Source organism: Bacillus cereus group sp. MYBK30-2, assembly GCF_051915945.1.
Taxonomy (GTDB): Bacteria; Bacillota; Bacilli; order Bacillales; family Bacillaceae_G; genus Bacillus_A; species Bacillus_A paramycoides.
This window is the reverse complement of sequence record NZ_JBQAFR010000003.1, coordinates 96,926-119,024: the sequence shown is the minus strand read 5'-3', so window position 1 is coordinate 119,024 and position 22,099 is coordinate 96,926. Positions and strand designations below refer to the sequence as shown.

The following is a 22,099-nucleotide window of genomic DNA, read 5'->3' as shown; positions in this document are numbered from 1 at the left end:
CGTTATGTTGGTCATACCCCTTTTTGACGACGTAAGTCAGAGACGAATGTTGAAATATCTTGTGTCCTATTCTACAGAATTATGGTAATCTCCAACCTCAACTTATATGCGTAAGCATGCAAAAAAAAAGGATCCTATCCGTGAAGGGATCCTTTTTTGCATGTTGTCGCAATTAATGTATATAGACCTGGTATACGTTCTTCAATTCCTTCGGGTGCAGTAGGAGGGAAGACCCATCTTTGATGAGGTCCATGTTCTTCAATTAGCTTTTCAACTTTGAAATTTGTTTCTGCCATTGCCGTAATAATTTCTCCAAGTGTCCAGCGCCTAATCTTTGTTCTCGGTAAAGCTTTTTTCTGTGATTCCGTAAGTAGAATACTATAAGCTACGTCATCTTCAATAAGTTCCTCACCAAAATAATTTCCATTTGCTCGAAATGCTGGATGATCTACTCCTAATAATTTTGTATAAACAGGATGATAGTCACGCAGTATAAATGTCCCATCTTGTTTTAATAAGTTAGAGATTATATGAAAGAGTGGCTTTAAGTCTAAAAAGTAATGAAGTACGCCAAGTTCCAGTAATACGATATCAAATGATAGGCATAGATTTAAATCTAGTACGTCGGAAACGATATACTGAATAGAGACTCCAGCAGCTTTTGCTAATTCAGTTGCATATTTTTCATTGCTTGCTGAAATATCTACAACTGTTACATCCGCCCCTAAAAGGGCAAGAGCAACTGCTTTATTTCCTTTTGATCCGAGTAAATTAATAATACGCTTCCCTTTTGGAGAGTGTATGTAAGGTAAATAATAAGCTACTTCATGAACAGGATCTTGCATGAGCTTTTTTGCATATTCTGCCGGTGCACCGTGGCGATTTGTCCAAGCTTCATAGGCAGCTGCATTCCAGCTTTTTTTATTAATAGTACTTAGTTGCTTTTGATTCAAGCTTATCACTCCTTTTGTGAACGTATACTTATTCGGTGGGAGAATGAGATTTCCTGTTCTTTTTGAATAAAAGTTTGATTTTTCTGTTCTTTAGTCGTAAAATACGTGTTATACATAAAAGCGTTGAAAAGGAAAAGTAGAATGAAACCATTCTTTCCAGAGAGCTTCGGTAGCTGAGAAGAAGCAAGAATATTCATTTGAACAATGGCCTTTGAGCTTCGTCCTGAACTTATCAAATGATAATAGTAGGCGACGACGAGAGTTGGTACTCGTTATCAAAACCACAGTATAAGAGCATATAGCTCCGTACTTGTTAAGGTTAGTTATGTGAATGACTGACGAAATAAGGTGGTACCGCGACTGTTTATACAGCCCCGCCCTTATCTTTTTTAAGATAGGGGCGGGGCTTTTTATATTTTTAAGGAGGAATGTAAGATGAGTATTTTTATTGGAGGCGCTTGGCCGTATGCAAATGGTTCGTTACATCTTGGGCATATTGCAGCTTTATTGCCAGGAGATATTTTAGCTCGTTATTACCGGGCTAAAGGTGAGAGTGTGTTGTATGTTTCAGGAAGTGATTGTAATGGAACACCGATTGCAATTAGAGCAAAACAAGAAGGGGTTACAGTAAAGAAAATAGCTGATCAATATCATGAAGAATTCGAGCGATGTTTTCATAATCTTGGTTTTACGTATGATTGCTATACGCGTACAGATAGTGAACACCATCATGAAACTGTTCAAAAAGTTTTTTTGCGACTATTAGAAGAAGGTCATATTTATAAAAAAATAGTCGAACAAGCTTATTGTGAAACGTGTACGCAATTTCTACCTGATCGTTATGTGGAAGGTATTTGTCCGCATTGTCATGAAGGGGCGAGGGGGGATCAATGCGATGCTTGTTCCGCTATTTTAGATCCACTCGATTTGTTAGAAAAGAAATGTAAGTTATGCGGTAGTACGCCATCAGTACAGGAAACCGAGCATTTCTATTTTGCATTGCATAAGTTCCAGCAGCAAATTAAAGCGGCTGTAGAAATTGCAAAGCAGAAAGGAACATGGCGCGACAATGCAATTCAATTAACAGAGAGATATTTAAAGGAAGGCTTACAAGACAGGGCAGTATCACGTGATTTACCAATCGGGGTACCAATTCCAGTGGAAGGATATGAGGATAAGAAAATTTACGTATGGATTGAAGCGGTGACAGGATATTATTCAGCGAGTAAACATTGGGCTGAAGAAACAGGGAAAGATGATCAAGAGTTTTGGGATAGAGATGCGAAAACATATTATGTGCACGGAAAGGATAATATTCCGTTTCATTCAATCATTTGGCCGGCGGTATTACTTGGAACAGGAGAAGAAGCGATCCCTCGTCATATCGTTTCGAATGAGTATTTAACAGTAGAAAAAAGGAAGTTATCTACAAGTAAAAACTGGGCAGTATGGGTACCTGATATATTGGAAAGCTATAATCCAGATTCTATTCGTTACTTTTTAACAGTAAATGCACCAGAAAATCGTGATACTGATTTTTCATGGCGTGAATTCATTTACAGTCATAATAGTGAATTATTAGGTGCATACGGGAACTTTGTGAATCGCACGTTAAAGTTCATTGAAAAGTATTATGATGGCATTGTACCAAAGGGGAGTATTAATATAGAGCTGAAAGATAAGGTTGAAGGATTATATAAAAGTGTAGGAGAGGCGATTGAACAAACTAAATTTAAGGTGGCGCTAGAAACAATATTTGATGCAGTACGCTTTGCAAATAAATACTTTGATGAAAAGCAGCCTTGGAAACAAAGGGAAGACGACCCAGTTTCATGTGAGGAAACAATTTATAATTGTGTTTACCTTATCGCTAATTTTGCAAATCTCCTTGAACCATTTTTACCGTTTTCCAGTGAAAGAGTTAGAAACACATTGTCGATTGTTAAACAAAGTTGGGAACCACAAAATGCGTTGCCGAACCGAATTGATAATGTACAGCCATTATTTGAGCGAATCGATGTAAAACAAATTGGGCATGAGGTAGAGAAGTTATATGGAGCGGTAAAGTGAAATATAAGGAAAAGACCTTTCAAGTAAATGAAAGGTCTTTTGTTATGCTGTATGACTTCTCTCAAAAAGACTTACTTAGCTATAATTATATACCATATATTAACTTTATTTGTACTTTCATACAAGTGTCATGTTCTCTCATGCGCTATGCATTGTATTATGTTTTCTTTCTTTCCTATAATCAAGCAGTTGCGGTGTGAAAATACCAAGCAATATAAAAATAATACCAAGCCACTGCATAGGTGATACGACTTCATGAACGAGTGTAATGGAAGCGATAATTGCTGTTGGTAATTCAGCTGCACCTAATATGGTGCCAAGTCCTGTTCCTACTTTTGGTACGCCAATTGAGAAGCAAATGACAGGTACAATAACTCCGAAAAATCCAAGAAAGAATGCGTATTTCCAAAGGCCAGCTTGCAAGGCACCGTCTGTTAAAAAGGTCGGTGGGAAGAATAAGCATACAATGATTGTAGCACTTGTTGTCATAAGGAAGCTTTTCGTATAAGGCGGAACATCCGTAGCGACTCGCCCGCTTGCGAAAACATAAAATGAAAAAGAGACGGCAGCTAATAGCCCGAAGATAATACCTTTCGTAGAAAAATTTTGTCCAAGACCTTCAAATACTCCACCTGCAAATAGAGTACCAGTAAATAAAATAAGAATAGATATAACTTTCTCACGGCTTGGCAACGTACGATTTGCAATTGCTTCGATAACTACACCAATCCATGTGAACTGGAAGAGTAAAACGACAGCGATAGATGCTGGCAGTTCTTCTACAGAAATAGCATAGAAAATACCAGTCATACTCATTGTTGTGCCGACCGTTAGTAACGAAAAGAATTGTTTTTTTGTCACTTTATGACGCGAAAAGAAAAGAACGAGAAAAAGTAGTCCAATCCAACCGAAGACATATTGTCCACCTAATAGCTGATGGGCTGAAAAGCCATCCATAAAACCGAGCTTAAAAATAGTAGAAAGTACGCCGTAGCTACAGGCGCCGAATAAAACCAATAATGAAAACTTAAACTTCTCCATAAAAGATCCTCCTTATAAAGTGAAACTTTAATCAGTGGGGGTTTTATTCATCCCCCACTGATTATTAGCCCACACCAATCGGGCGTTTACGAGCAGCCCGACTCCCACCTAACTTCTTTGCTCCAGCTGAATTTTGAGGGGGGAGTCTTACTGCCCGCAAATAGCGGGATAAGAAATAAAAAACGCCCGCTATCCAAATAAGGACAACGGGCGAACGAAACAGAGTAAGACACTCTACAAAATTCCGCCACTCATACGAAGTATGAGTTTGGGGTATGAAATTATAGTAGTTTACATTGCTTTTGGAAAAACAATCGAGCATTTTACACCTTGAGGTGTGTTTTGTATTCCATAAGGAAACTGATGTTTATCTAGTATTTGTTTTACAATATATAAGCCAAGACCGCTACCTTGTACTAAGCCATTGTTTCCAGGGTTAGCACGATAGAAAGGCTCAAATAAATGAGCGAGTTTGTCTTCGTCGATTTGTGAACCTGTATTTAACACTTCTAATGCGTAACCGTTTGGTTTTTCATAAAGCTTTATATATACATGCTGATGATCGATTGTATAATGAATTGCATTTGAAATAATGTTAAAAATAGCAGTTTGAATAAACTGAGGATCAGCTAAAATTTGTACATCTTGTTTAATATTAGATTGAACATTTAATTGCTTTACAGATATAAAGTAATCTACTTTTTTCATCACGTCCTCAATGATATTAGATAGTGAAATAACTTCTAAATTCGGTTTAAATTGAGGGTTTTGTATTTTGGATAATTCTGACATTTTTTCCGTTAATACGTTAATATCTTGCATCATCTCGTAGGATCGCTTTAAGTATTTGTCTCTATCTTTGTAAGCACCGATTCCGTGAATCATGCCATCTAGTTGTCCCATAACGGCAGCGATGGGTGTTTTTAATTCATGGGACACCATAGACATAAATTCTTTCCGAGATTGTTCTAATTGTTGTTCTTTCTTGAGTTCATTTCGTAAATCTTTATTTGTTTCATGTAAATTTTTCACAATATGTGGGACCTGTGAAGCGGCTACTTGCAAATTAAAATCTGTTTGATCCGCATTTTTGTTAAGTGATTGTTTATCTGAAAAGTCCAGCTTCATAATGTCCTTTAAAGTATCACTCATATATTGAAAAGGTTTGGCAATTAGTTTTGCATAAACTAAAGAACCGAGCAAAGATAATGCAAGCATTGTTGCACCAATATGCGGGGCTAATTGGTGCAGAGCATCTGCTAAACTTGGATTATCTTGCGATTCACTTGTTTTATTTGTTGCATTTTGCGTATGTAAGACATTATTGTTAGCGGCATTTTTTTCAAGTCCAGTAGGTGAATCCGTTTTGTTACTTTCCCCCGAAATATTTTGCGTATTTTCTTTCGTGTTTGCTTTTGCAGTTTGGCTAGGCTGCAAAAGATGATTGATGGCTGTAGAGAGTGTTTTATAGTCTATACTAGAAGGCTGAAAATTCGAGATGCTACTCTCTGATACAGCTTTATTTTGTTCCTTTTTACTTTGATCGTTTTTCTTATCTGACTCCGCATGTTCTACATTTTGCGTTTCAGGATTTTTCGTATAATGCCCTTTATCGTAGTTTAAGGCTAAAAAATAAATAATTTGATAAAGGCAAAGTGATAAAAGGATACAAAACAATAAGGTTTTGATGAAAATATTCTTGGTGATGTTGTCTTTGCTACGCTTCGATTTTGTAGCCAATGCCTTTCACCGTTTTAATATAATTAATTCCTAATTTTTTTCTTAAGTTTTTAATATGTGTATCTATTACTCTTACATCACCATAGTGTTCATAGCCCCATACCTTATTCAACAAATCACTTCTTGATAATACTTTTCCACGATTTTGTAGCAAAGTATATATAATTTCAAATTCTTTTGTTGTTAATTCAATTTGATTACCATGAACATAAGCTGCGTATGCTGTAGAATTTAACATCAATTCATGGAATTGTAGTATAGTTGCGGTTTCAGCTTCCTTCGTTGTTGTCCTTCTTAATACAGCTTCTACGCGTTTAATAAATACCGCGTAATGGAACGGTTTCGTAATATAGTCATCAATGCCTAACTCAAATCCTTTAATTTCACTTTCTTCATTATGTAAGCCTGTTAACATAATGATTGGTACATCAGATTGTCCTCGCATAATTTTACAAATACTATAGCCATCTATATCTGGTAACATTACATCGAGGAGGACAAGATCGTATGAGTTTTTTTGGAAAAGAAGAATGCCTTCTGTTCCAGCACCAACTACATCAACAGTAAAGTTTTGTGCCATTAGAAATTCACGAATAAGTTCTTGTATATCTGGGTTGTCTTCAATCACCAGTATATGCGTCATAGTAACACCTCCTAAATAACGCTTTTTACTGCAATATTCGAATTCATCATTTTTTGGATGACTCAGATTGTTTATACATATAATAAGCCCCCGCTATAAAATAATCATGAAAGTAGCAAGGGGAATTGTTTAGTGTCACTGAATAGTTCAGAATTACAGTAATTCTATTATAGTATGTATTGTAAAATTTATAAAATATTATAACTGTATAATTTTAATATCTATGTTTATAAATGTTTCGATGTTGTTTAACACAATATATTTTCATTATATATGTAAATACAGTTGTTTTGCTACTGTAAATGAATAAATAAAATAAGCCAAGACATAAAATTCTTGGCTACACGTAAATCTTGTTCTTAGGTTAGTTTACAGTGACAGTAGCTTGTTCATGAATACGCTCAAATAACCAGCGTACATCATTGTTATACATACGAATACAACCAAGTGTTGTTGCTTTTCCAATTGCTTGATTATTGTTAGTTCCATGAATCGCATAAGTTGTTCCGTAAGTTCCTGCCATATTTAATCCGAGCCAACGGTCACCAAGGGGATTACGCGGATCGCCACCTTTAATTTTCCCTGTATAATAAGGACGGTTTTTAATTTTATTTACGATTTGAAAAGTACCTTTAGGTGTAGGTGTTGCTGCTTTTCCAGTAGCGACAGTAAAACTTTTTATGAATTTTCCATCTTGATAATAATCCATTTTATTTAACTGCGTGTTTACGATAAGTTGTTCTTGCGTTGTAGCTGCCTCCGCATTTGCGAATGGAATAGTTAAAAATCCTAATGATAATAGCGCACTGAATAATAGTTTTTTCATTATATTCTCCTTTTACTCATTGTAATAGTCTTACATACAATGAATTTGTAATCCTCGTAATGTTTGATTTATATTTTCATCTAATGTTTCAAAGAAGGTAGTAATCTTTGTATTACATTTGTTGTTTTTATCAATAAGTAATCTTTCATTTAATAAAAGTTCACCATGTAGTCCAAAACTTTGAATTTGAATATTTAGTTCATCTTCAGTTTCAGAAATGATCGGCAAGAAATAGTGAAAAGCTTTCGTTGGAATGATGTAGCTTTTTCCAATCATGCTTTCTTGATTTGAATTAATCCATTTTCTCGTGACAATTTTAATGCTCTTTTTTGAAACGATAAAAGACAGCGTTGTAGATTTTGTTAAACTTACGTCAAATTCATTTGTTTCACAGATATGCAAATTAAAAGCGGTTTCATTTTGATGAGATTCAACATTTGTATTAATAAAATCATGCATTTTATAAGCGTCCATTCTTATTCACCCTTTTGTTCAATTTCGAAAAGCGACTTATATTTATTCAATTTATTGTGTAGTCATATATTGGTTAAATTTTTCAACAAATTCCGATATAATCTTACAATACGTATATGAAGCTAATATGAAGTTCGTATGAGTTTGTGGTGGTTTTTTATAGAGAACAAAATAAGGTGATTTTCGAGTGTTAAAAATTGGATAAAAAATGTATATTAATGGCTTTTCTCCGTACGATAGATAGTTGTTAGCTTGTTTTAAAATGATAATGGATATAAGCAAATAGAGAACAGAAAATTTTAGTGTTAGCCTTACAAAAATGTAATAAAAATGTAAGCTATTGTGATAGTTATTTCGACAATTTTTTTATACAATAATAGTAAGAAGTTGCACGTGATTGAAAGGAGAGATGACATGGAATGGGTTCATGAATTATTTCAGCAGTACGGGTACTACGTTGTACTTGTTGGCTTGCTGTTAGAATATATCGCACTTCCGTTTCCGGGAGAGCCAACATTAGCATATGCGGGATTTTTAGCGCAGAAGGGTGATTTAAGTTTACCGATTTTAATTATCCTATCCTTTATTGGGACAAGTGTAGGAATGACAATTCAATACTTTTTAGGAAATAAATTAGGTATGCCTTTCGTTCAAAGATATGGGAAATACGTATTTTTAACACAAAGAAAAATTGATTTAACGAGAATGTGGTTTGATAAGTATGGATATTTTCTTATCTTTATCGGCTTCTTCATTCCAGGCGTACGCCACTTTACAGGATACTTCGCAGGAATTATTAACCTACCATTCCGGCGCTTTGCAATCACAATTTATTCCGGTGCTTTATTTTGGGTATCATTCTTCTTAATCGGTGGCTACTGGCTAGGTGGTAACTTACATGATATTTTCGGAGCACTGGAAGAGCATATCGGCAAAATCATCTTTGGAGTAGTTGTTATTATAGCAACCACGCTAGGCGTTCGTTTCCGCAAACAGCTAAAACGAGTATTCGTACAAAACGCAAGTTAATATGGAATCCATTCTATGTCATATTTTAGGGAGGCAGTGCTTTTGGGCACTGCCTTTTTATTTTATGTTCCAATCTACTTTCAACTTTCCTTTTAACTTATTTCCACTAACTATAATGTAATAAGTTCCTGTTTTAATTGCCGCGAATTGGTACGTATTAGGACCGTTTGAAGCTAAATAGTTTTCTTCCTCTTGAAATTCACTAGACATTTTTATGTCTCCCATGTAGGCATTCGGATTTTCAGATGGTGATTCAATGGTAAATTCTAATATGTCACCCCGTTTTAGTTCAATTGGGATTTTATGTTCACCACTGAAATGTTGAAAAGATGCTTCGAAAGAGTTTTGGGTTCTTTTCTCAGTCCATTGCTCCTTCTGTGTGACATCAACGAAGTTAATAGTGATGAGTGTAATCAAGATAACAATAGGAATGATATATCCAATCCATATAAATTTTTTCGTTATAAGTGTGCATAGATAGAAAAAAACAGAAAAAATTGCTCCGATAGATCCTGCAAAAAGTACAAAGAGAAAATTTGTTTCTTTAAAAATTAGGAATGGAAGAAAGAATAAATAACCGCAAAGAATGTAAAGACATACTTTTTTTAAGGTGCTATGATTTTTAAATTTTACTTTATCAATGAAAACGGAACAAAGGATTGCATAAGAAACAATAACAAGTGTAGGTAAAGTAAAGAGTAGTTCATGTAATCCGGTCAAAAATTTATATCTTGTTAGCCCGCTACCGCCGGAGAGTGTGAGACTAGTAAGTAATAAAGATAATAAGCAAGCTGCTGTAAGTTTAGTGAGAATATAAGAAAAGATAGATGTTTTATTCATATGTCACCTCGCATGTTTAATATTCCATGTTCATTATATAGGGTATGGATGTAATAATATAGAAGTTGCTTTGTCAATTATTAACGTCAAAATGACAATTATAATTGAAGAAAATAAGGATATTATTTACAATTTTAATTGAATAAATGAAAAAGAGGTAAGACATGAAGCTTCGAAATCGAGTGAGGGAATTTCGAGCAAAGCATCGTTTATCACAAGGGGATTTAGGGAAAGCGATTGGCTCATCACGGCAAACCATTAGTTTAATTGAGCGCGGAGATTATGCGCCATCTATTGTGTTATCGCTAAAAATCGCACAGATTTTTAGGGAGCCGATAGAGGAGATATTTACATTAGTGGAGGGGGAAGATGGAGATGGAGAGTAAAGCGAAGGGGAGAAAAACGTTGGACATTTTAAGAAGACCTGCCTTTTCAATGTTGGTTGCCCTTGTTTGCTCCGTTTTATATGGATTTATTCGAATAGAAAAAGTACAGCAAGTCATTGAAATATGGACGTTTTTTGGAATTGCATTGTTAGTGTTAGCTATCCATGAGTTAGGGCATGTAATATTTGGTTTGATAGGTGGTTTGGAATTTAAATTTATGACAGTAGGCCCCATTACTGTCCAAAAAGAAAAGGGAAAAATACGAATTAGAGAAAATAAAATGTGGATGTATGTTGGAGGCGTTGCAATGCTGGTGCCGCCTTCTCCATACACACCGAACCTTTCAAGAAAATGGGCATGGATGACTTTAAGTGGACCATTAACGAGTTTCGTATTCGGCATTGTATCAGGTTACATATATATGGTGAGTTATTACCACATGCTTTTATACTTTTCTGTGTTACACCTTGCAATCTTTGTCGTCACAGCAATTCCAGTAAAGGGAACGCTATTAAGCGATGGCATGCAATTTCTCATTTTAATTAAAGATGATGAAAAGGCTAAGCAACATTTATATAACATTCAAGTATCGGGCGAGTTATTAAGCTACAAAAGGCCGAAAGATTGGGATGAGAGTTTAATAGAAATAAGCGAAGAAAAATTAAAAGAGGATAAAGATATAAGAGATATCATGAGTGGACTCATGCTCGTCTTTTTTGCTCGATCTGATCAAGAGGGAATGGAAAGAGCGATACCGTATTTAGAACAAATTGTTCAACTACCTGTAACGAAAGAAAATAAATATTTCGTTGGCAGTTTTCATAGTTGGTATCTTTTATATAGAGTACTTTATCAGAAGGAAAGCCTTTCTCTGCAAGAGGCGAAGGAACACGCAAAGGCAATTACAAAAATGGACTTATATGGGTATTACCGCACGCGAGGAATTGTCAAATACTTAGAGGATGATCTAGAAGCTTCACGCATTTATATGAAGAAAGCAGATAAAGAATTGAAGAGCGCTGAGAAGAGTGAAATAGGATATTTACAATTAGAGCGAGAATGGTTCGAGCAGTTGAAGGAAAGGGTATCTTACGATGGATAAGGTATCCTCTTTTTTATATGTCATCTTATGCCGTTCCATAAAAAGTCTGAGGCGAGTAAAATGAGATAAGAAGAGCAAAGCTTGGAGGAAGTAAATATGGAAATTTTAACGATTATTTTGATAGTCTTGCTTATTTATGCTGTTTTTAAAGTAGCATATGTAGCATTAAAGATACTCGCGATCCTATTAGTTATCTTTTTAATCGTAGAGTTCGGCAGTAAGTTACTTGGGGGATAGGGTATGTTGTGCGTTTAGGATGTCGAAGGATATCTGTAAATCGATATCCTGTGTCGAAACGTCGATATAATGAAAAAATCGTTGATATAAGTGGAGAAATGATCGATATATTTGAAAAATCGTTGATATATTTATATGAGTACCGAGTGGGGTATATGGAAAAGAAGTTGCCATAAGTGCAACTTCTTTTTATTTGTTTATAAATTGTTTATTTTTACCGCCTATGCTAGTAGCAAGGAGGAGATGAGAATGAAAAAAGCGGTTTTGGAAGTAAGAGACGTGACGAAGAGGGTAAAAGGGAGAACGTTGTTAAGTCACATGTCTTTTTCTGTTTATAAAAATGAAATTTGTGGTTTTGTTGGGCCGAATGGTTCTGGGAAGACGACACTTATTCGGACGATTATGGGGCTGATTCGACCAAATGAAGGAGAGGTTTTAATTAATGGTATAAGTGTGCAAAAGAATCGGAAAGAGGCTCTTCAGTATGTAGGAGCAATTGTAGAGGCCCCAATTTTCTTTCCTTATATGTCGGGACGAAAAAATTTAAGGAATTTGGGAAGGATTACATTAAATGCGGGTGGAGAGGCTCTAGAAAAGAGAGTCAAGGAAGTTTTGGAGGTTGTTGGTTTAGAAAATCGTGCCGATGATAAAGTAGGTACGTATTCATTAGGAATGAAGCAACGTTTAGGGATTGCTCAAGCGCTTCTCGGAAATCCGGATTTTATTATCTTAGATGAACCATCTAACGGACTAGATCCAGTCGGAATTAAGCAACTTCGTAAAATTGTACTCGACTTACAACGTGAGAAGGGCATTACTTTTTTCATTTCTAGTCATTTAATTCGTGAGTTGGAACTTATGTGTGACTCGTGGGTCATGATTCGGGAAGGATCACTTATTTGGCGTGGAACGACAGAAGAGCTGCAAGGTGAAAATAAAGAGTTAGAAGATATTTTCGTGGAGATGATGAGTTCATGATGAGGTTAGTACGCTCTGAATGGGAGCGTCTTTGGGCGAAGAAAGTGACATGGCTTTGTTTCGCGATGATCCCGGTGATGTTGCTTGGGGCTGCGAAATACTATTTGAAACATAATCAAGAAGTAGAAAGAACAGCAGTTGATTATACATATGCAAATTCATTCCCAGTACTTTCATTGTCTGAAATGCTTATGAGTATATGTAATCTTGTTTTACTCGTTTTGATTGTCCTTGTGTTTGCTCAAGAATATCATAGCGGTCAAATTCGGATGATAATCCAAAGGTCATACACGTATTCTGAGGTTCTTATTGCGAAAATAATTACAATATTGGCAGTAACCCTGCTATTTATAGGTACTTATTTTATTTGTAGTTATTGCATTGGCTATATTTTTTTTGAACATGAGCCAAATATTCTTCTGTTTTATTACACAGAAAAAATGAATGCACTTAGCGTGTTCTTATACAGTATTTCTTATTATGGAATTGCTTACCTTACTTTGATAGCGATGGCGAGTATATTAATTATGCTAGCGGTTATAAGCAAATCGACAACGAGTGCAACACTTCTTGGTATGGGATTTATTATATTTTCTTTTGGATACCCAGTAATGGCTTTAGTTATAGGAAAATCACCGGCTTTTCTTTATATTAATTATTCCTCTTTAATCAAATTACAGCATGAAGGAATTGCTATATCCTTATCTGGTAGTTCATGGATGATCTTTTTTGGATCTGCAATTTTACTCATATACATTACTGTTTGTAGTACTGTAACAGTTTATTGGATAGGAAAAAAAGATAATTTTGTGTGAGGTGTGAAGAATGATGCAAATACTTATAAGTGAATTTGAACGGATTTTTGAAAGAAAAAAGACGAAAGTATTAATCATTATTTTTGGACTGCTACTTATTTTACACAGTGTATGGGTTCATAATTATGGAGTTGCTATTTACGATACAAAAGGGACGGAAGCAATCCTAAGTAATTTGAACTTTCCTATCGCAGTTACACGAGAATGGTATTTTACTCTATTCTTGTTGATTTTTCCAATCTTATTTATCGATAGCTTTAATAGTGAAATTTCATCTGGTGCATACCGTCTTATCATGATCCGTCCGGTAAGGCGTTGGGAATTATTATTGGCAAAATGGATTACTCAAATGAGTATAGTAAGTTTGTTTTTATTAATGGCATTGATTGTGAGTTATGGATATGGAACGTTTTTTATAAGACATGCAGAGGAAACATTCTTTTTGAATAAACAAGTCATTTATGGGACGGGTGCCTCTATTTTATATACTGTAAAATACTATTTAATATTATGGTTTATCGCGAGTGCTTTATTAATGTTGAGTAGCTTTGTAAGTCTATGGGTTCAAAATTCTATCATTACGTATTTTGTGATAGTTGGTTTAATAGTAGCTGGTTTGTATGTTAATGAAGAAATTAGTTATTTTCTAATTGGAAGCGAAGCAATTCTAAGAATATTAAGTGAGGGGAAAGTAACATTTTACCTAATAAATGGTACAATTTTAGGAGGATGTGCAATAGGAGCTATGTTTAGTTGGTGTAAAAAAGATGTATATAATTAGGAGGGACTTACCGTGACGGACAAAATATTACTTGTAGATGATGAACCGGATATTCTTACATTCATTGAGGATAGTCTTGTCATGGAAGGGTATGAAGTAAGAAGCGCATTAAATGGTGAAGAGGCTTTAAAAAAGTTAGATAGTAGTGTAAATCTTATTATTTTAGATGTTATGTTGCCAGATATGAATGGATTTAAAGTATGTGAGAAGATGAGAGAGTCTTATGCATGTCCTATATTATTTTTAAGTGCGGATAGTAGTGAGCAGTCTCGTATAGAAGGTTTATTGATTGGTGGAGACGATTATATTAATAAGCCATTTAGTTTAAAAGAGTTGAAAGCGAGAATCGTTGCTAATTTGCGTCGTACGACAGAATTGCAAATGATGGAGCAAAAGCATCTTCTGCGTTATGGAAGTTTAGTAATAGATTTGCAGAGTTATGAAATAATGTTAGGGAAAGAAAAAATTCACTTTACAAAAAAGGAGTATGAAGTGGTGAAAATATTAGCCCTTCATGCTGGTCAAGTTTTGACGAAAGAACAGCTATTTGAAAAAATTTGGGGATATGATAGTGAAAGTGATGTATCTACTGTTGTTGAGCATATAAAGAAAATAAGGACAAAGCTTAGTGGGTATGACAGAGAATGTACATATATCCAAACTGTATGGGGAATTGGATATAAGTGGAGTGTACAGAAGTGATGCAAAGGTTACGGATTAAACAACAGCTAGTAATTGGTTTTTTAATAGTTTTAATTGGTAGTTTAATATTGACAGTTTTAACGGCGGCTAGTGGCTGGTATTGGCTAACGAAGAGTGGGAAAGTATTTCCCGCGAACTATTATGAGCAGAAAATCCCCATGATAAAAGAATACGTAAAAGGTAAAGGGGCGCTATTGTTAAATGAGAAAGAGCGCCATGAATTAGAGGGAATTATCCCTATGGGGGGAATTCAATATCAAATTGTTAATAAGAAAGGAGATATTTCTTATGGTACATATCAAACAAAATTAATAACAAATGAGAGACAGCTTTTGAATGTTATCAATACGAATATTCATGGAGAAGATGATGATAATGAAGTCACGACCTATTTGCCTTTAGTGGATAGGGAGGGAGATCTACAGGGGGCGATAGGGTTCAATTATCATTTGACGCTGTCTACAGCTTCATCAGCTGATTCTTTTTTGATGATCTTATTTTTAATTTCTCCATTTATATACATTACAATTTTGTCTTATATTGTTTCCAACCGAATGGGAAAGAGAATAAAGAAACCGCTAGCTGAACTATCACAGGCTTCAAAAAGAATTCAAGAGCAGGATCTGAATTTTCAATTAGAGTACAACGCGAAAAATGAAATTGGTGAATTAGTTGGTTCATTTGAAAATATGCGCGCAGCATTAGCTACTAGTTTGTCAAGACAATGGGAGTTAGAAGAAGAAAGAAGAGAATACATTAGAGCTATTTCTCATGATTTGAAAACGCCGCTAACGATTGTGCAAGGTCATACAGAAGGTTTGCAAAGTGGTTTATGGAAAAATGAAGACTTGTTACATCGGTATTTACAAACGATTGAACGAAATACAAACAGAATGACAAAACTTCTTGAGGAGTTTCAAACAGTAAATGAGCTAGAGAGTTTCTCGTTTCAATTGCGTTTAAATAAAGTACATATAAATCCATTTTTTCTTAAAAAACTAGAAGAATATGAATGTATAGCTGGAAAGAAAGAGATTGAATGGGACGTTACATTTGAAAATAATGAGGGCATACAAAGCTTAGTATTTGATCAAGAGCGAATCAGTCAAGTAATGGATAATATCGTAATGAATGCGGTTCGGTTTACACCGGTGTCAGGGAGGATGCTCGTTAAAGTATGTACTTGGCATGACACAATAGAATTCCATGTATATGATTCAGGACCTGGTTTTCAAGAAGGAGACTTGCAAAAAGTATTGCAACGTTTTTATCAGGGAGATCAATCACGTTCAGCAAGTAAGGAGCATTTTGGACTCGGGTTATATATTGCGAAGACAATTATTGAGAAGCATGGCGGCAAAATACAGGTAGAAAATAGCAAGGTGCGAGGCGGGGCACATGTTTCGTTTCGAATTCCAAGTGGGGTATATAGGTAAGAGTTGAGTGTCGAAGGGTATCTGTAAATCGATATCCTGTGTCGAAACGTCGATATAATGAAAAAATCGTTGATATAAGTGGAGAAACGATCGATATATTTGAAAAATCGTTGATATATTTATATGAGTACCAAGTGGGGTATACAAGAGAAGTCAGCAAAAATAAAAAAGCTGGAAGAATATCTTCCAGCTTACGAGTTACTTTCAATTTGGCGACCGTTATCTTCTTCGTGGTCTTGTAATAGGTTGAATACGTCTGCTAGGCAGAATGCAATAAACCAAGTCCAAAGACCGTGGAAGAAAGCTGAGCTTAATTGAAGTGGTAATGTATAGTTTGTCATTGAGTAGGAAATACATCCGCCAACGATTCCGATCATTGTTAATAACATTGTTTTTTGAGCATTTTCTTCTGGATTGAAGAGGAAGAAAATGTATCCACCTAAAATTGAAGCGCTTACAAGTGTTTCGATTCCATTAAAGATGATATTCTCTCCAAGCTGAGTGTTTGTCCAGAAGCAGATTATGCCGCCGATGATGGCAAACAAGATAGCTATTGTATATCGTATATATTGATTCATATGTTCATCTCCCTATGTAATAAGATGATTTGGAAGTCAAAAAGGTAGGTATAGTATATTGAAGTGAATTTTAGTTGTACGTATCTTTTTATAAAAAGATCAGTGAAGAATAACTAAGATGATCGGCTTTTTTAAAACCGTTACGTGTATGGTGTCTGAAATATACCCGACTTCTCGTTTCTTTTTGCTTATAATAATAAGAGAAACTTCCAAGTCTATATACTTTTTTTTGTAAATCTAATTTTATTATAACATATTTAGTGACACAATAATAGAATTATCTGATTTTGTAACAAGTGTAAAAAATAAAAAGCGCAAGGAATTGTAGTTCCTTGCGCCTTTTTATATACGTTTGAAACGTCCAACAATTTCAACGGTTTCAGTAATATTTATAAATGCTCGATTGTCTACTTGGCGAATGATACGTTTCATTTCGCCTAACTCGTAGCGAGTTACGACAGTGTAAATCATTTTTTTCTTATGGTTTGTATAGCCGCCGACAGCATCTACCATTGTTACGCCACGTATGCCGCGATGTAGTAGTGCGCTTTTTATTTCCTCGCCTTTTTCTGTAACTGTCATTATCGTTAATTTAATATGTTTCGTATGCACAGCATCAATTACTTTGCTGACTACAAACCGGCTAATTAACGTATAAAGCGTAATATCCCATCCGAAAATGAATCCTGCTGCAACAAGTAAAATTAAGTTGAATCCAAAGATGATTGCTCCAATTGAAACATCGCGATGTTTCGCTACAATCAATCCAACAACATCAAAACCACCTGTTGAAGAAGCAAATCGGAATATAATTCCTGAGGACGCGCCGCAGATGACACCACCGAATACAGAAGATAATAGAATATCGTCTGAAACTTGATGTACCGGGATAATATTCATCGCTAAAGATGATATAGCTACAAAGTATGCTGTTAAAAAGGTTGTCTTCTTTCCTAAGTAAAAGTAACTTAAAATAAGAAGAGGAATGTTTAGTAAAAAGATAAGTGCACCGATATTGTAGTGCATTAAATAACCGATAATCATCCCTACGCCAGCAAATCCACCGCTAATCATATTATGCGGGATAAAAAACATATTCATAGAAATTGCATACAAAATAGAAGCTATAAAAATAACAATCAACTGTATTATAAATTCTAGGTGAAATGTTTTAGCTGCTGGGAAGGATAAAAAGGCGGTGTCGGGAACGTAATCGGCGTCTCCTAGTTGACCCATAGTATGTTTCATCTCCATATTCATTTTTGATTACAAGAAGAGAATAATGCTTTTTTCAAAAACTGGCAATAGTTTTATTATAATGCAAAAATTTTATAAATTTCTAACAAATTAAACCTATTCAAAGATGTGTGTGAATATACTAAAGAAAGCGAATACATTGATTTTCTAGCATAGTTTTTTTGAGAAAATATGCAAAATTCTTTTTTGAAAATAAAAGGAAATAGAGAATGTTTGTTGAATGTGCTAAAATGACTTTATTAAGGATGTGAAGCGATGGAATTTTTATTGCAGGATGCAATTCTCTATATATCGTTTGTAACGACGGCGCTTTGTTTATTAGAAGTTTTTTTTCTTGCTAACGTTTCTCGTTTCGTACGCCAGCAAGCATCGAGCGGTAGACAGAGAGCTTTTAAACTAGTTGATACATGTGAAGAGGGTATAGGAAATGTACCGCTATTTTCTATTTTTTATAAATATGGAATGATACGTTCTGTTCGCAGACAAGAATCGAGTGGAGAGAGTGACGAGGTAGGTCCGTATACACCAATGTTTCGCTAATTAATTACGAAACATTGGAGGAATGAACATGTTAAAATCATACCGAGCTGCGCTCATTAGTTTATCATTATTACTTGTTTTTGTTTTATCTGGCTGCAGTAATGCAGGCACAATAGATTCACATAGTACGGGAATTTGGAACCATTATTTCGTATATCCAATCTCGTTTATGATTCAATTTGTTGCTCATCATATATCTGGTGGAAGCTTCGGGATTGCTATCATTGTCATTACACTTGTTGTTCGTTCAGCATTGATTCCATTAGCTGTTTCGCAATATCGTAGTCAAATGAAAATGAAAAAGATGCAACCTGAATTACAGAAGCTGAAAAAGAAACACGGTGATGTGAGTAAAGATCTTGAAAAACAAAAGCAGTATCAAAAAGAAATGTCAGAACTAATGAAATCAGGCGGTTGGAATCCGTTAGCTGGGTGCTGGCCAATCTTTATACAAATGCCAATTTTCTCTGCTTTGTATTATGCGATTAGCCGAACTGAAGAGATTCGTACATCTTCGTTTTTATGGGTGAACTTAGGACATGCAGATCCATATCATATATTACCGATTGTTGCAGCGTTCACAACATTTATCCAGATGAAGGTGTTTCAATCTAATATAACGCCTGGAGAGCAAGTACAAATGCTGAAAATACAGCAAATTATGATGCCGGCAATGATTTTATTTATGGGATTTGCGGCACCGTCAGGACTTGTGTTGTATTGGATTACAGGTAACTTATTTACAATGACACAAACAATTGTATTAAGAAAAGTAATGGAACGTGAAGAATTACAATTACAAAAAGCTTAGAAATACGCCGCTCGTGATGAGCGGTGTATTTTTTTTTAGTCGTTAAGGAAATTTTAAGAAATCAACATTACTATTGGCATTGTATACGAAAGTGTACATGCTTTAGAAATATGAAGGAGGAAATTTCCTATGAAGAAGAAAAAAGTTGGGTATTTAGCAATTGCAGGTGCTCTATCATTTGGAATTATAGGAGGAGTTGGTGTACCGGCGTTTGCGGCAACTAATACCCCAGCAGCTGAGCAAGTTACAAAAGGAACTGCGAAGAAGAATTTAGATGAGGTAACGAAACAAAAAGTGAAAACAATTATGGATGATACAAAGAAACAATTAGAGGAACTAGGTGTGAAATTCCCAGAGAAGGATAAGCACAAGGACATGTTTGCGGGATTAGATGAAGCAACAAAAGCAAAAGCGAAGTCAATTTTAGAGCAAGAAAAATCCGGGAAACTAACTCGTGAACAGGCAAAAGAGGAATTGACAAAACTAGGTGTGAAATCCCCAGAAAAGGGTAATCACAAGGATATGTTTGCAGGATTAGATGAAGCGACAAAAGCAAAAGCGAAGTCAATTTTAGAACAAGAAAAATCCGGGAAATTAACTCGTGAACAGGCAAAAGAGGAATTGACAAAACTAGGTGTGAAATCCCCAGAAAAGGGTAATCACAAGGATATGTTTGCAGGATTAGATGAGGCGACAAAAGCAAAAGCGAAGTCAATTTTAGAGCAAGAAAAATCCGGGAAATTAACTCGTGAGCAAGCGAAAGAGGAATTAACAAAATTAGGTGTGAAACTTCCTGAGAAAGAGAAGCATGAAGACATCTTTGCGAACTTAGATGCAGCAACAAAAGAAAAAGCGAAAGCGATTCTAGAAAATGAAAAGAAACAACTAGCGGCATTGAATGTTGATCTGCCACATCATAAGTTTTTTATGAAAAACGAAGATAAATAATTGAACTATGCTGTATCTTTCGTGTGGGCAACCGAAAGGTACATATGCGAGGGGGCTGTCTTTGGAACAGCCTCCTCTTATTATTGTCGTTTTTTGTTGGATAATCGATGTGTTTTGAAAATCGCCGATATATTTTTATGTACCATCTCATGTCGTTCATGGAAGAGGAGATTAGAGAAATGTAGTATCTTCTGTTATAATATAAGGAGAGAAATATTTCTTATGTTATATAAAATATATATTGATTTTTTCTAACAATTCAATATAATGAACAATAACTACAAAATTCGACATCAAGAAGTGATGATGAGGACATGATCAATTTTTTACGATTCTCAGAGAGGGAAGCCTTTGGCTGTGAGCTTCCTAATACGGGGAAATCGATTACCACCTCTGAACTGCAGCAGTGAACGGATACCTAGTAATTGCTTGCCGGCAAAAACCGTTATTTAGACTTGAGAAATTGGTGAAGTGTGTAACTTTACGAATTGAAACAAGGGTGGAACCACGAATATAACACTCGTCCCTTTTTTAGGGAGGAGTGTTTTTTTATTTCATTTTTGCATCACACTAGAATTGGAAGGAGGATACGCAGCATGCATCATGATGAGAAAAATAAAATTGGTTTAACAGTAGCACTTTCTATCGTAGTAGGAACTATTATTGGGTCTGGTGTGTTTATGAAACCAGGGAGCGTATTAGATTACTCAGGGAGTTCTAATATGGCTATTCTTGCTTGGGTAATTGGTGGTTTGTTGACGTTAGCAAGTGGTTTAACAGTAGCCGAAATTGGAGCGCAAATTCCGAAAAATGGTGGGTTGTATACGTATTTAGAGGAGATTTACGGAAGCTTTTGGGGGTATTTATCAGGTTGGATGCAAACGATTGTTTATGGACCAGCTATTATTGGAACATTAGGTTTGTATTTTAGTTCTTTAATGATTAATTTTTTCTATTTAGATAAAGTATGGAATTTACCAATTGCAATTGGAACAGTTGTGTTCCTAGGCGTTGTAAATAGTATGGGAACAAAATATGGGGGTATCGTTCAAACAATCACGACAATTGGGAAGATGATTCCGATTGTATTAATTGTTGTGTTAGGTTTTTGGAAAGGGAATAGTGATATCTTTAACGTAGTTGTGCCGATATCAGAAAATCAAAGTATCGGAATGGCAATTTTAGCAACGTTATTTGCTTATGACGGCTGGATTCTACTAGCTTCGATTGGTGGAGAAATGAAGAATCCAACAAAGTTATTACCGAAAGCAATGACAGTTGGGATTTTAATTGTAACGGCTGCTTACGTGTTAATTAACTTAGCGTTATTAAATGTATTACCAGCAGCGAAAATTGTAGACCTTGGAGAAAACGCAACAGCGACAGCTGCGGGCATGTTACTTGGAGAATATGGTGGGAAAATTATTAGTATCGGTATTATTATTTCTATTTTCGGCTGTTTAAATGGAAAGATTTTAACGTTCCCACGTATTCCGATGTCGATGGCAGAGCGTGAACAACTTCCATTTTCTAAGTTTATTGCAAAAGAAAGTCCGAGATTTAAAACACCAGCAAATGCGATTACTGCTGAAATCATTTTAGGAATTATTTTAATGCTTATTAGTGATCCGAATAAGCTATCTGAGATTTCCGTATTTATTATTTATATTTTCTATGTAATGACGTTTATTGGTGTATTCATTTTACGAAAACGTAACAAGGATAAAGAGCGTGCGTATAGTGTACCGTTATTCCCAATCGTACCAATCGTTGCGATTTTAGGTTCGCTCTTTGTAATTGGTAGTGCGATTATTAATGATCCGATAAGTTGTTTCTTATCAATTGGAATTGTATTTACTGGACTTCCGGTGTATTGGTACTTAAATAAGAAAAAAGAAACTGGAGTTTAATA

Annotated in this window: 23 protein-coding genes and 2 other annotated features; of the genes, 14 read left to right on the top strand and 9 right to left on the bottom strand. The window is 35.2% G+C overall.

The features are described from left to right. Nucleotides 1-134 precede the first annotated feature (134 nt). Nucleotides 135-953 carry a class I SAM-dependent methyltransferase gene (locus ACTFQM_RS20030; protein ID WP_440035983.1) on the bottom strand — a complete coding sequence of 273 codons (819 nt, stop codon included), beginning with the start codon at nt 951-953 and terminating at the stop codon, nt 135-137. A gap of 114 nt (nt 954-1,067) precedes the next feature. After that, nucleotides 1,068-1,338, top strand: a binding site (T-box leader). 50 nt (nt 1,339-1,388) lie between these two features. On the opposite strand from ACTFQM_RS20030, the gene metG reads away from it, so the two are divergent. Continuing rightward, nucleotides 1,389-3,023 (top strand): methionine--tRNA ligase, encoded by a 1,635-nt coding sequence (gene metG / locus ACTFQM_RS20025; protein ID WP_440035981.1) that lies wholly within the window; start codon nt 1,389-1,391, stop codon nt 3,021-3,023. Between the two features lie 138 nt (nt 3,024-3,161). Here the strand turns inward: metG and ACTFQM_RS20020 are convergent, their stop codons facing one another. The 5 genes from ACTFQM_RS20020 to ACTFQM_RS20000 all read right to left on the bottom strand — a co-directional run bounded on the left by ACTFQM_RS20020 (nt 3,162) and on the right by ACTFQM_RS20000 (nt 7,747). Next, nucleotides 3,162-4,064, bottom strand: coding sequence for an EamA family transporter (locus ACTFQM_RS20020; protein WP_400531234.1), 903 nt, complete (start codon nt 4,062-4,064; stop codon nt 3,162-3,164). Nucleotides 4,065-4,355: 291 nt separating this feature from the next. Beyond that, nucleotides 4,356-5,804, bottom strand: coding sequence for a sensor histidine kinase (locus tag ACTFQM_RS20015; RefSeq protein WP_400560467.1), 1,449 nt, complete (start codon nt 5,802-5,804; stop codon nt 4,356-4,358). Then, entirely contained in the window at nt 5,782-6,447 is a 666-nt protein-coding gene (locus ACTFQM_RS20010) for a response regulator transcription factor (protein ID WP_002174104.1), read from the bottom strand. The genes ACTFQM_RS20015 and ACTFQM_RS20010 overlap by 23 nt, the downstream gene beginning before the upstream one ends. A 364-nt stretch (nt 6,448-6,811) precedes the next feature. Further along, the gene (locus tag ACTFQM_RS20005) at nt 6,812-7,273 is read right to left on the bottom strand and encodes a L,D-transpeptidase (RefSeq protein WP_440035978.1); all 462 of its coding nucleotides are present in this window, start codon (nt 7,271-7,273) and stop codon (nt 6,812-6,814) included. Nucleotides 7,274-7,303: 30 nt separating this feature from the next. Then, nucleotides 7,304-7,747 carry a DUF3978 family protein gene (locus tag ACTFQM_RS20000; protein WP_400531228.1) on the bottom strand — a complete coding sequence of 148 codons (444 nt, stop codon included), beginning with the start codon at nt 7,745-7,747 and terminating at the stop codon, nt 7,304-7,306. Nucleotides 7,748-8,161: 414 nt separating this feature from the next. Here ACTFQM_RS20000 and ACTFQM_RS19995 point away from each other — a divergent pair, with 414 nt between their 5' ends. After that, nucleotides 8,162-8,776, top strand: coding sequence for a DedA family protein (locus tag ACTFQM_RS19995; RefSeq protein ID WP_440035976.1), 615 nt, complete (start codon nt 8,162-8,164; stop codon nt 8,774-8,776). Between the two features lie 57 nt (nt 8,777-8,833). On the opposite strand, the gene ACTFQM_RS19990 is transcribed toward ACTFQM_RS19995, so the two are convergent. Beyond that, complete coding sequence (locus ACTFQM_RS19990) at nt 8,834-9,616, bottom strand: hypothetical protein (protein WP_265622951.1); 783 nt, start codon at nt 9,614-9,616, stop codon at nt 8,834-8,836. A 164-nt stretch (nt 9,617-9,780) separates the two neighbouring features. On the opposite strand from ACTFQM_RS19990, the gene ACTFQM_RS19985 reads away from it, so the two are divergent. The 8 genes from ACTFQM_RS19985 to ACTFQM_RS19950 all read left to right on the top strand — a co-directional run bounded on the left by ACTFQM_RS19985 (nt 9,781) and on the right by ACTFQM_RS19950 (nt 16,053). Then, the gene (locus ACTFQM_RS19985; protein WP_440035974.1) at nt 9,781-10,002 is read left to right on the top strand and encodes a helix-turn-helix transcriptional regulator; all 222 of its coding nucleotides are present in this window, start codon (nt 9,781-9,783) and stop codon (nt 10,000-10,002) included. Between the two features lie 19 nt (nt 10,003-10,021). After that, nucleotides 10,022-11,104, top strand: coding sequence for a M50 family metallopeptidase (locus ACTFQM_RS19980; protein ID WP_440036179.1), 1,083 nt, complete (start codon nt 10,022-10,024; stop codon nt 11,102-11,104). 96 nt (nt 11,105-11,200) lie between these two features. Beyond that, a complete protein-coding gene (locus ACTFQM_RS19975) occupies nt 11,201-11,341 on the top strand; it encodes a DUF3985 family protein (protein WP_000404783.1) in 141 nt (46 codons plus the stop codon). A gap of 249 nt (nt 11,342-11,590) precedes the next feature. After that, nucleotides 11,591-12,319, top strand: coding sequence for an ABC transporter ATP-binding protein (locus ACTFQM_RS19970; protein ID WP_440035973.1), 729 nt, complete (start codon nt 11,591-11,593; stop codon nt 12,317-12,319). Next, on the top strand, nt 12,316-13,134 hold the full coding sequence (locus ACTFQM_RS19965; protein ID WP_440035972.1) for an ABC transporter permease subunit: 819 nt from the start codon (nt 12,316-12,318) through the stop codon (nt 13,132-13,134). The genes ACTFQM_RS19970 and ACTFQM_RS19965 overlap by 4 nt, the downstream gene beginning before the upstream one ends. Nucleotides 13,135-13,144: 10 nt before the next feature. Then, nucleotides 13,145-13,915 (top strand): ABC transporter permease, encoded by a 771-nt coding sequence (locus ACTFQM_RS19960; protein WP_440035971.1) that lies wholly within the window; start codon nt 13,145-13,147, stop codon nt 13,913-13,915. Nucleotides 13,916-13,927: 12 nt separating this feature from the next. Continuing rightward, nucleotides 13,928-14,617 (top strand): response regulator transcription factor, encoded by a 690-nt coding sequence (locus tag ACTFQM_RS19955; RefSeq protein ID WP_440035970.1) that lies wholly within the window; start codon nt 13,928-13,930, stop codon nt 14,615-14,617. Continuing rightward, on the top strand, nt 14,617-16,053 hold the full coding sequence (locus ACTFQM_RS19950; protein WP_440036178.1) for a sensor histidine kinase: 1,437 nt from the start codon (nt 14,617-14,619) through the stop codon (nt 16,051-16,053). Before ACTFQM_RS19955 ends, ACTFQM_RS19950 begins: the two co-directional genes overlap by 1 nt. A gap of 191 nt (nt 16,054-16,244) precedes the next feature. Here the strand turns inward: ACTFQM_RS19950 and ACTFQM_RS19945 are convergent, their stop codons facing one another. After that, a complete protein-coding gene (locus ACTFQM_RS19945) occupies nt 16,245-16,631 on the bottom strand; it encodes a DUF3938 domain-containing protein (protein ID WP_440035968.1) in 387 nt (128 codons plus the stop codon). A 342-nt stretch (nt 16,632-16,973) separates the two neighbouring features. Beyond that, the gene (locus ACTFQM_RS19940; protein ID WP_440035967.1) at nt 16,974-17,867 is read right to left on the bottom strand and encodes a YitT family protein; all 894 of its coding nucleotides are present in this window, start codon (nt 17,865-17,867) and stop codon (nt 16,974-16,976) included. 276 nt (nt 17,868-18,143) lie between these two features. Between ACTFQM_RS19940 and ACTFQM_RS19935 the strand changes: the two genes are divergently transcribed. The 4 genes from ACTFQM_RS19935 (at nt 18,144) to ACTFQM_RS19920 (ending at nt 22,097) form a co-directional block, all read left to right on the top strand. Then, nucleotides 18,144-18,428 carry a hypothetical protein gene (locus ACTFQM_RS19935; RefSeq protein WP_025148284.1) on the top strand — a complete coding sequence of 95 codons (285 nt, stop codon included), beginning with the start codon at nt 18,144-18,146 and terminating at the stop codon, nt 18,426-18,428. A gap of 28 nt (nt 18,429-18,456) precedes the next feature. Next, nucleotides 18,457-19,239, top strand: coding sequence for a membrane protein insertase YidC (locus ACTFQM_RS19930; RefSeq protein ID WP_440035965.1), 783 nt, complete (start codon nt 18,457-18,459; stop codon nt 19,237-19,239). A 129-nt stretch (nt 19,240-19,368) separates the two neighbouring features. Further along, nucleotides 19,369-20,187 (top strand): hypothetical protein, encoded by an 819-nt coding sequence (locus tag ACTFQM_RS19925; protein ID WP_440035964.1) that lies wholly within the window; start codon nt 19,369-19,371, stop codon nt 20,185-20,187. Between the two features lie 294 nt (nt 20,188-20,481). Next, nucleotides 20,482-20,718, top strand: a binding site (T-box leader). Nucleotides 20,719-20,783: 65 nt separating this feature from the next. Continuing rightward, nucleotides 20,784-22,097 carry an APC family permease gene (locus tag ACTFQM_RS19920; RefSeq protein WP_440035963.1) on the top strand — a complete coding sequence of 438 codons (1,314 nt, stop codon included), beginning with the start codon at nt 20,784-20,786 and terminating at the stop codon, nt 22,095-22,097. The last annotated feature ends 2 nt before the right edge of the window (nt 22,098-22,099 follow it).

Bases quoted from the DNA above. Each gene is read 5' to 3' on its own strand.
- ACTFQM_RS19990 (WP_265622951.1), bottom strand. From the start codon at position 9,616: ATGAATAAAACATCTATCTTTTCTTATATTCTCACTAAACTTACAGCA.
- ACTFQM_RS19930 (WP_440035965.1), top strand. From the start codon at position 18,457: ATGTTAAAATCATACCGAGCTGCGCTCATTAGTTTATCATTATTACTT.
- ACTFQM_RS19970 (WP_440035973.1), top strand. From the start codon at position 11,591: ATGAAAAAAGCGGTTTTGGAAGTAAGAGACGTGACGAAGAGGGTAAAA.
- ACTFQM_RS20000 (WP_400531228.1), bottom strand. From the start codon at position 7,747: ATGGACGCTTATAAAATGCATGATTTTATTAATACAAATGTTGAATCT.
- metG (WP_440035981.1), top strand. From the start codon at position 1,389: ATGAGTATTTTTATTGGAGGCGCTTGGCCGTATGCAAATGGTTCGTTA.
- ACTFQM_RS20020 (WP_400531234.1), bottom strand. From the start codon at position 4,064: ATGGAGAAGTTTAAGTTTTCATTATTGGTTTTATTCGGCGCCTGTAGC.
- ACTFQM_RS19965 (WP_440035972.1), top strand. From the start codon at position 12,316: ATGATGAGGTTAGTACGCTCTGAATGGGAGCGTCTTTGGGCGAAGAAA.
- ACTFQM_RS19950 (WP_440036178.1), top strand. From the start codon at position 14,617: ATGCAAAGGTTACGGATTAAACAACAGCTAGTAATTGGTTTTTTAATA.
- ACTFQM_RS19940 (WP_440035967.1), bottom strand. From the start codon at position 17,867: ATGGGTCAACTAGGAGACGCCGATTACGTTCCCGACACCGCCTTTTTA.
- ACTFQM_RS19985 (WP_440035974.1), top strand. From the start codon at position 9,781: ATGAAGCTTCGAAATCGAGTGAGGGAATTTCGAGCAAAGCATCGTTTA.
- ACTFQM_RS19945 (WP_440035968.1), bottom strand. From the start codon at position 16,631: ATGAATCAATATATACGATATACAATAGCTATCTTGTTTGCCATCATC.
- ACTFQM_RS19920 (WP_440035963.1), top strand. From the start codon at position 20,784: ATGCATCATGATGAGAAAAATAAAATTGGTTTAACAGTAGCACTTTCT.
- ACTFQM_RS19995 (WP_440035976.1), top strand. From the start codon at position 8,162: ATGGAATGGGTTCATGAATTATTTCAGCAGTACGGGTACTACGTTGTA.
- ACTFQM_RS19960 (WP_440035971.1), top strand. From the start codon at position 13,145: ATGATGCAAATACTTATAAGTGAATTTGAACGGATTTTTGAAAGAAAA.
- ACTFQM_RS20005 (WP_440035978.1), bottom strand. From the start codon at position 7,273: ATGAAAAAACTATTATTCAGTGCGCTATTATCATTAGGATTTTTAACT.
- ACTFQM_RS19935 (WP_025148284.1), top strand. From the start codon at position 18,144: ATGGAATTTTTATTGCAGGATGCAATTCTCTATATATCGTTTGTAACG.
- ACTFQM_RS19975 (WP_000404783.1), top strand. From the start codon at position 11,201: ATGGAAATTTTAACGATTATTTTGATAGTCTTGCTTATTTATGCTGTT.
- ACTFQM_RS19925 (WP_440035964.1), top strand. From the start codon at position 19,369: ATGAAGAAGAAAAAAGTTGGGTATTTAGCAATTGCAGGTGCTCTATCA.
- ACTFQM_RS20010 (WP_002174104.1), bottom strand. From the start codon at position 6,447: ATGACGCATATACTGGTGATTGAAGACAACCCAGATATACAAGAACTT.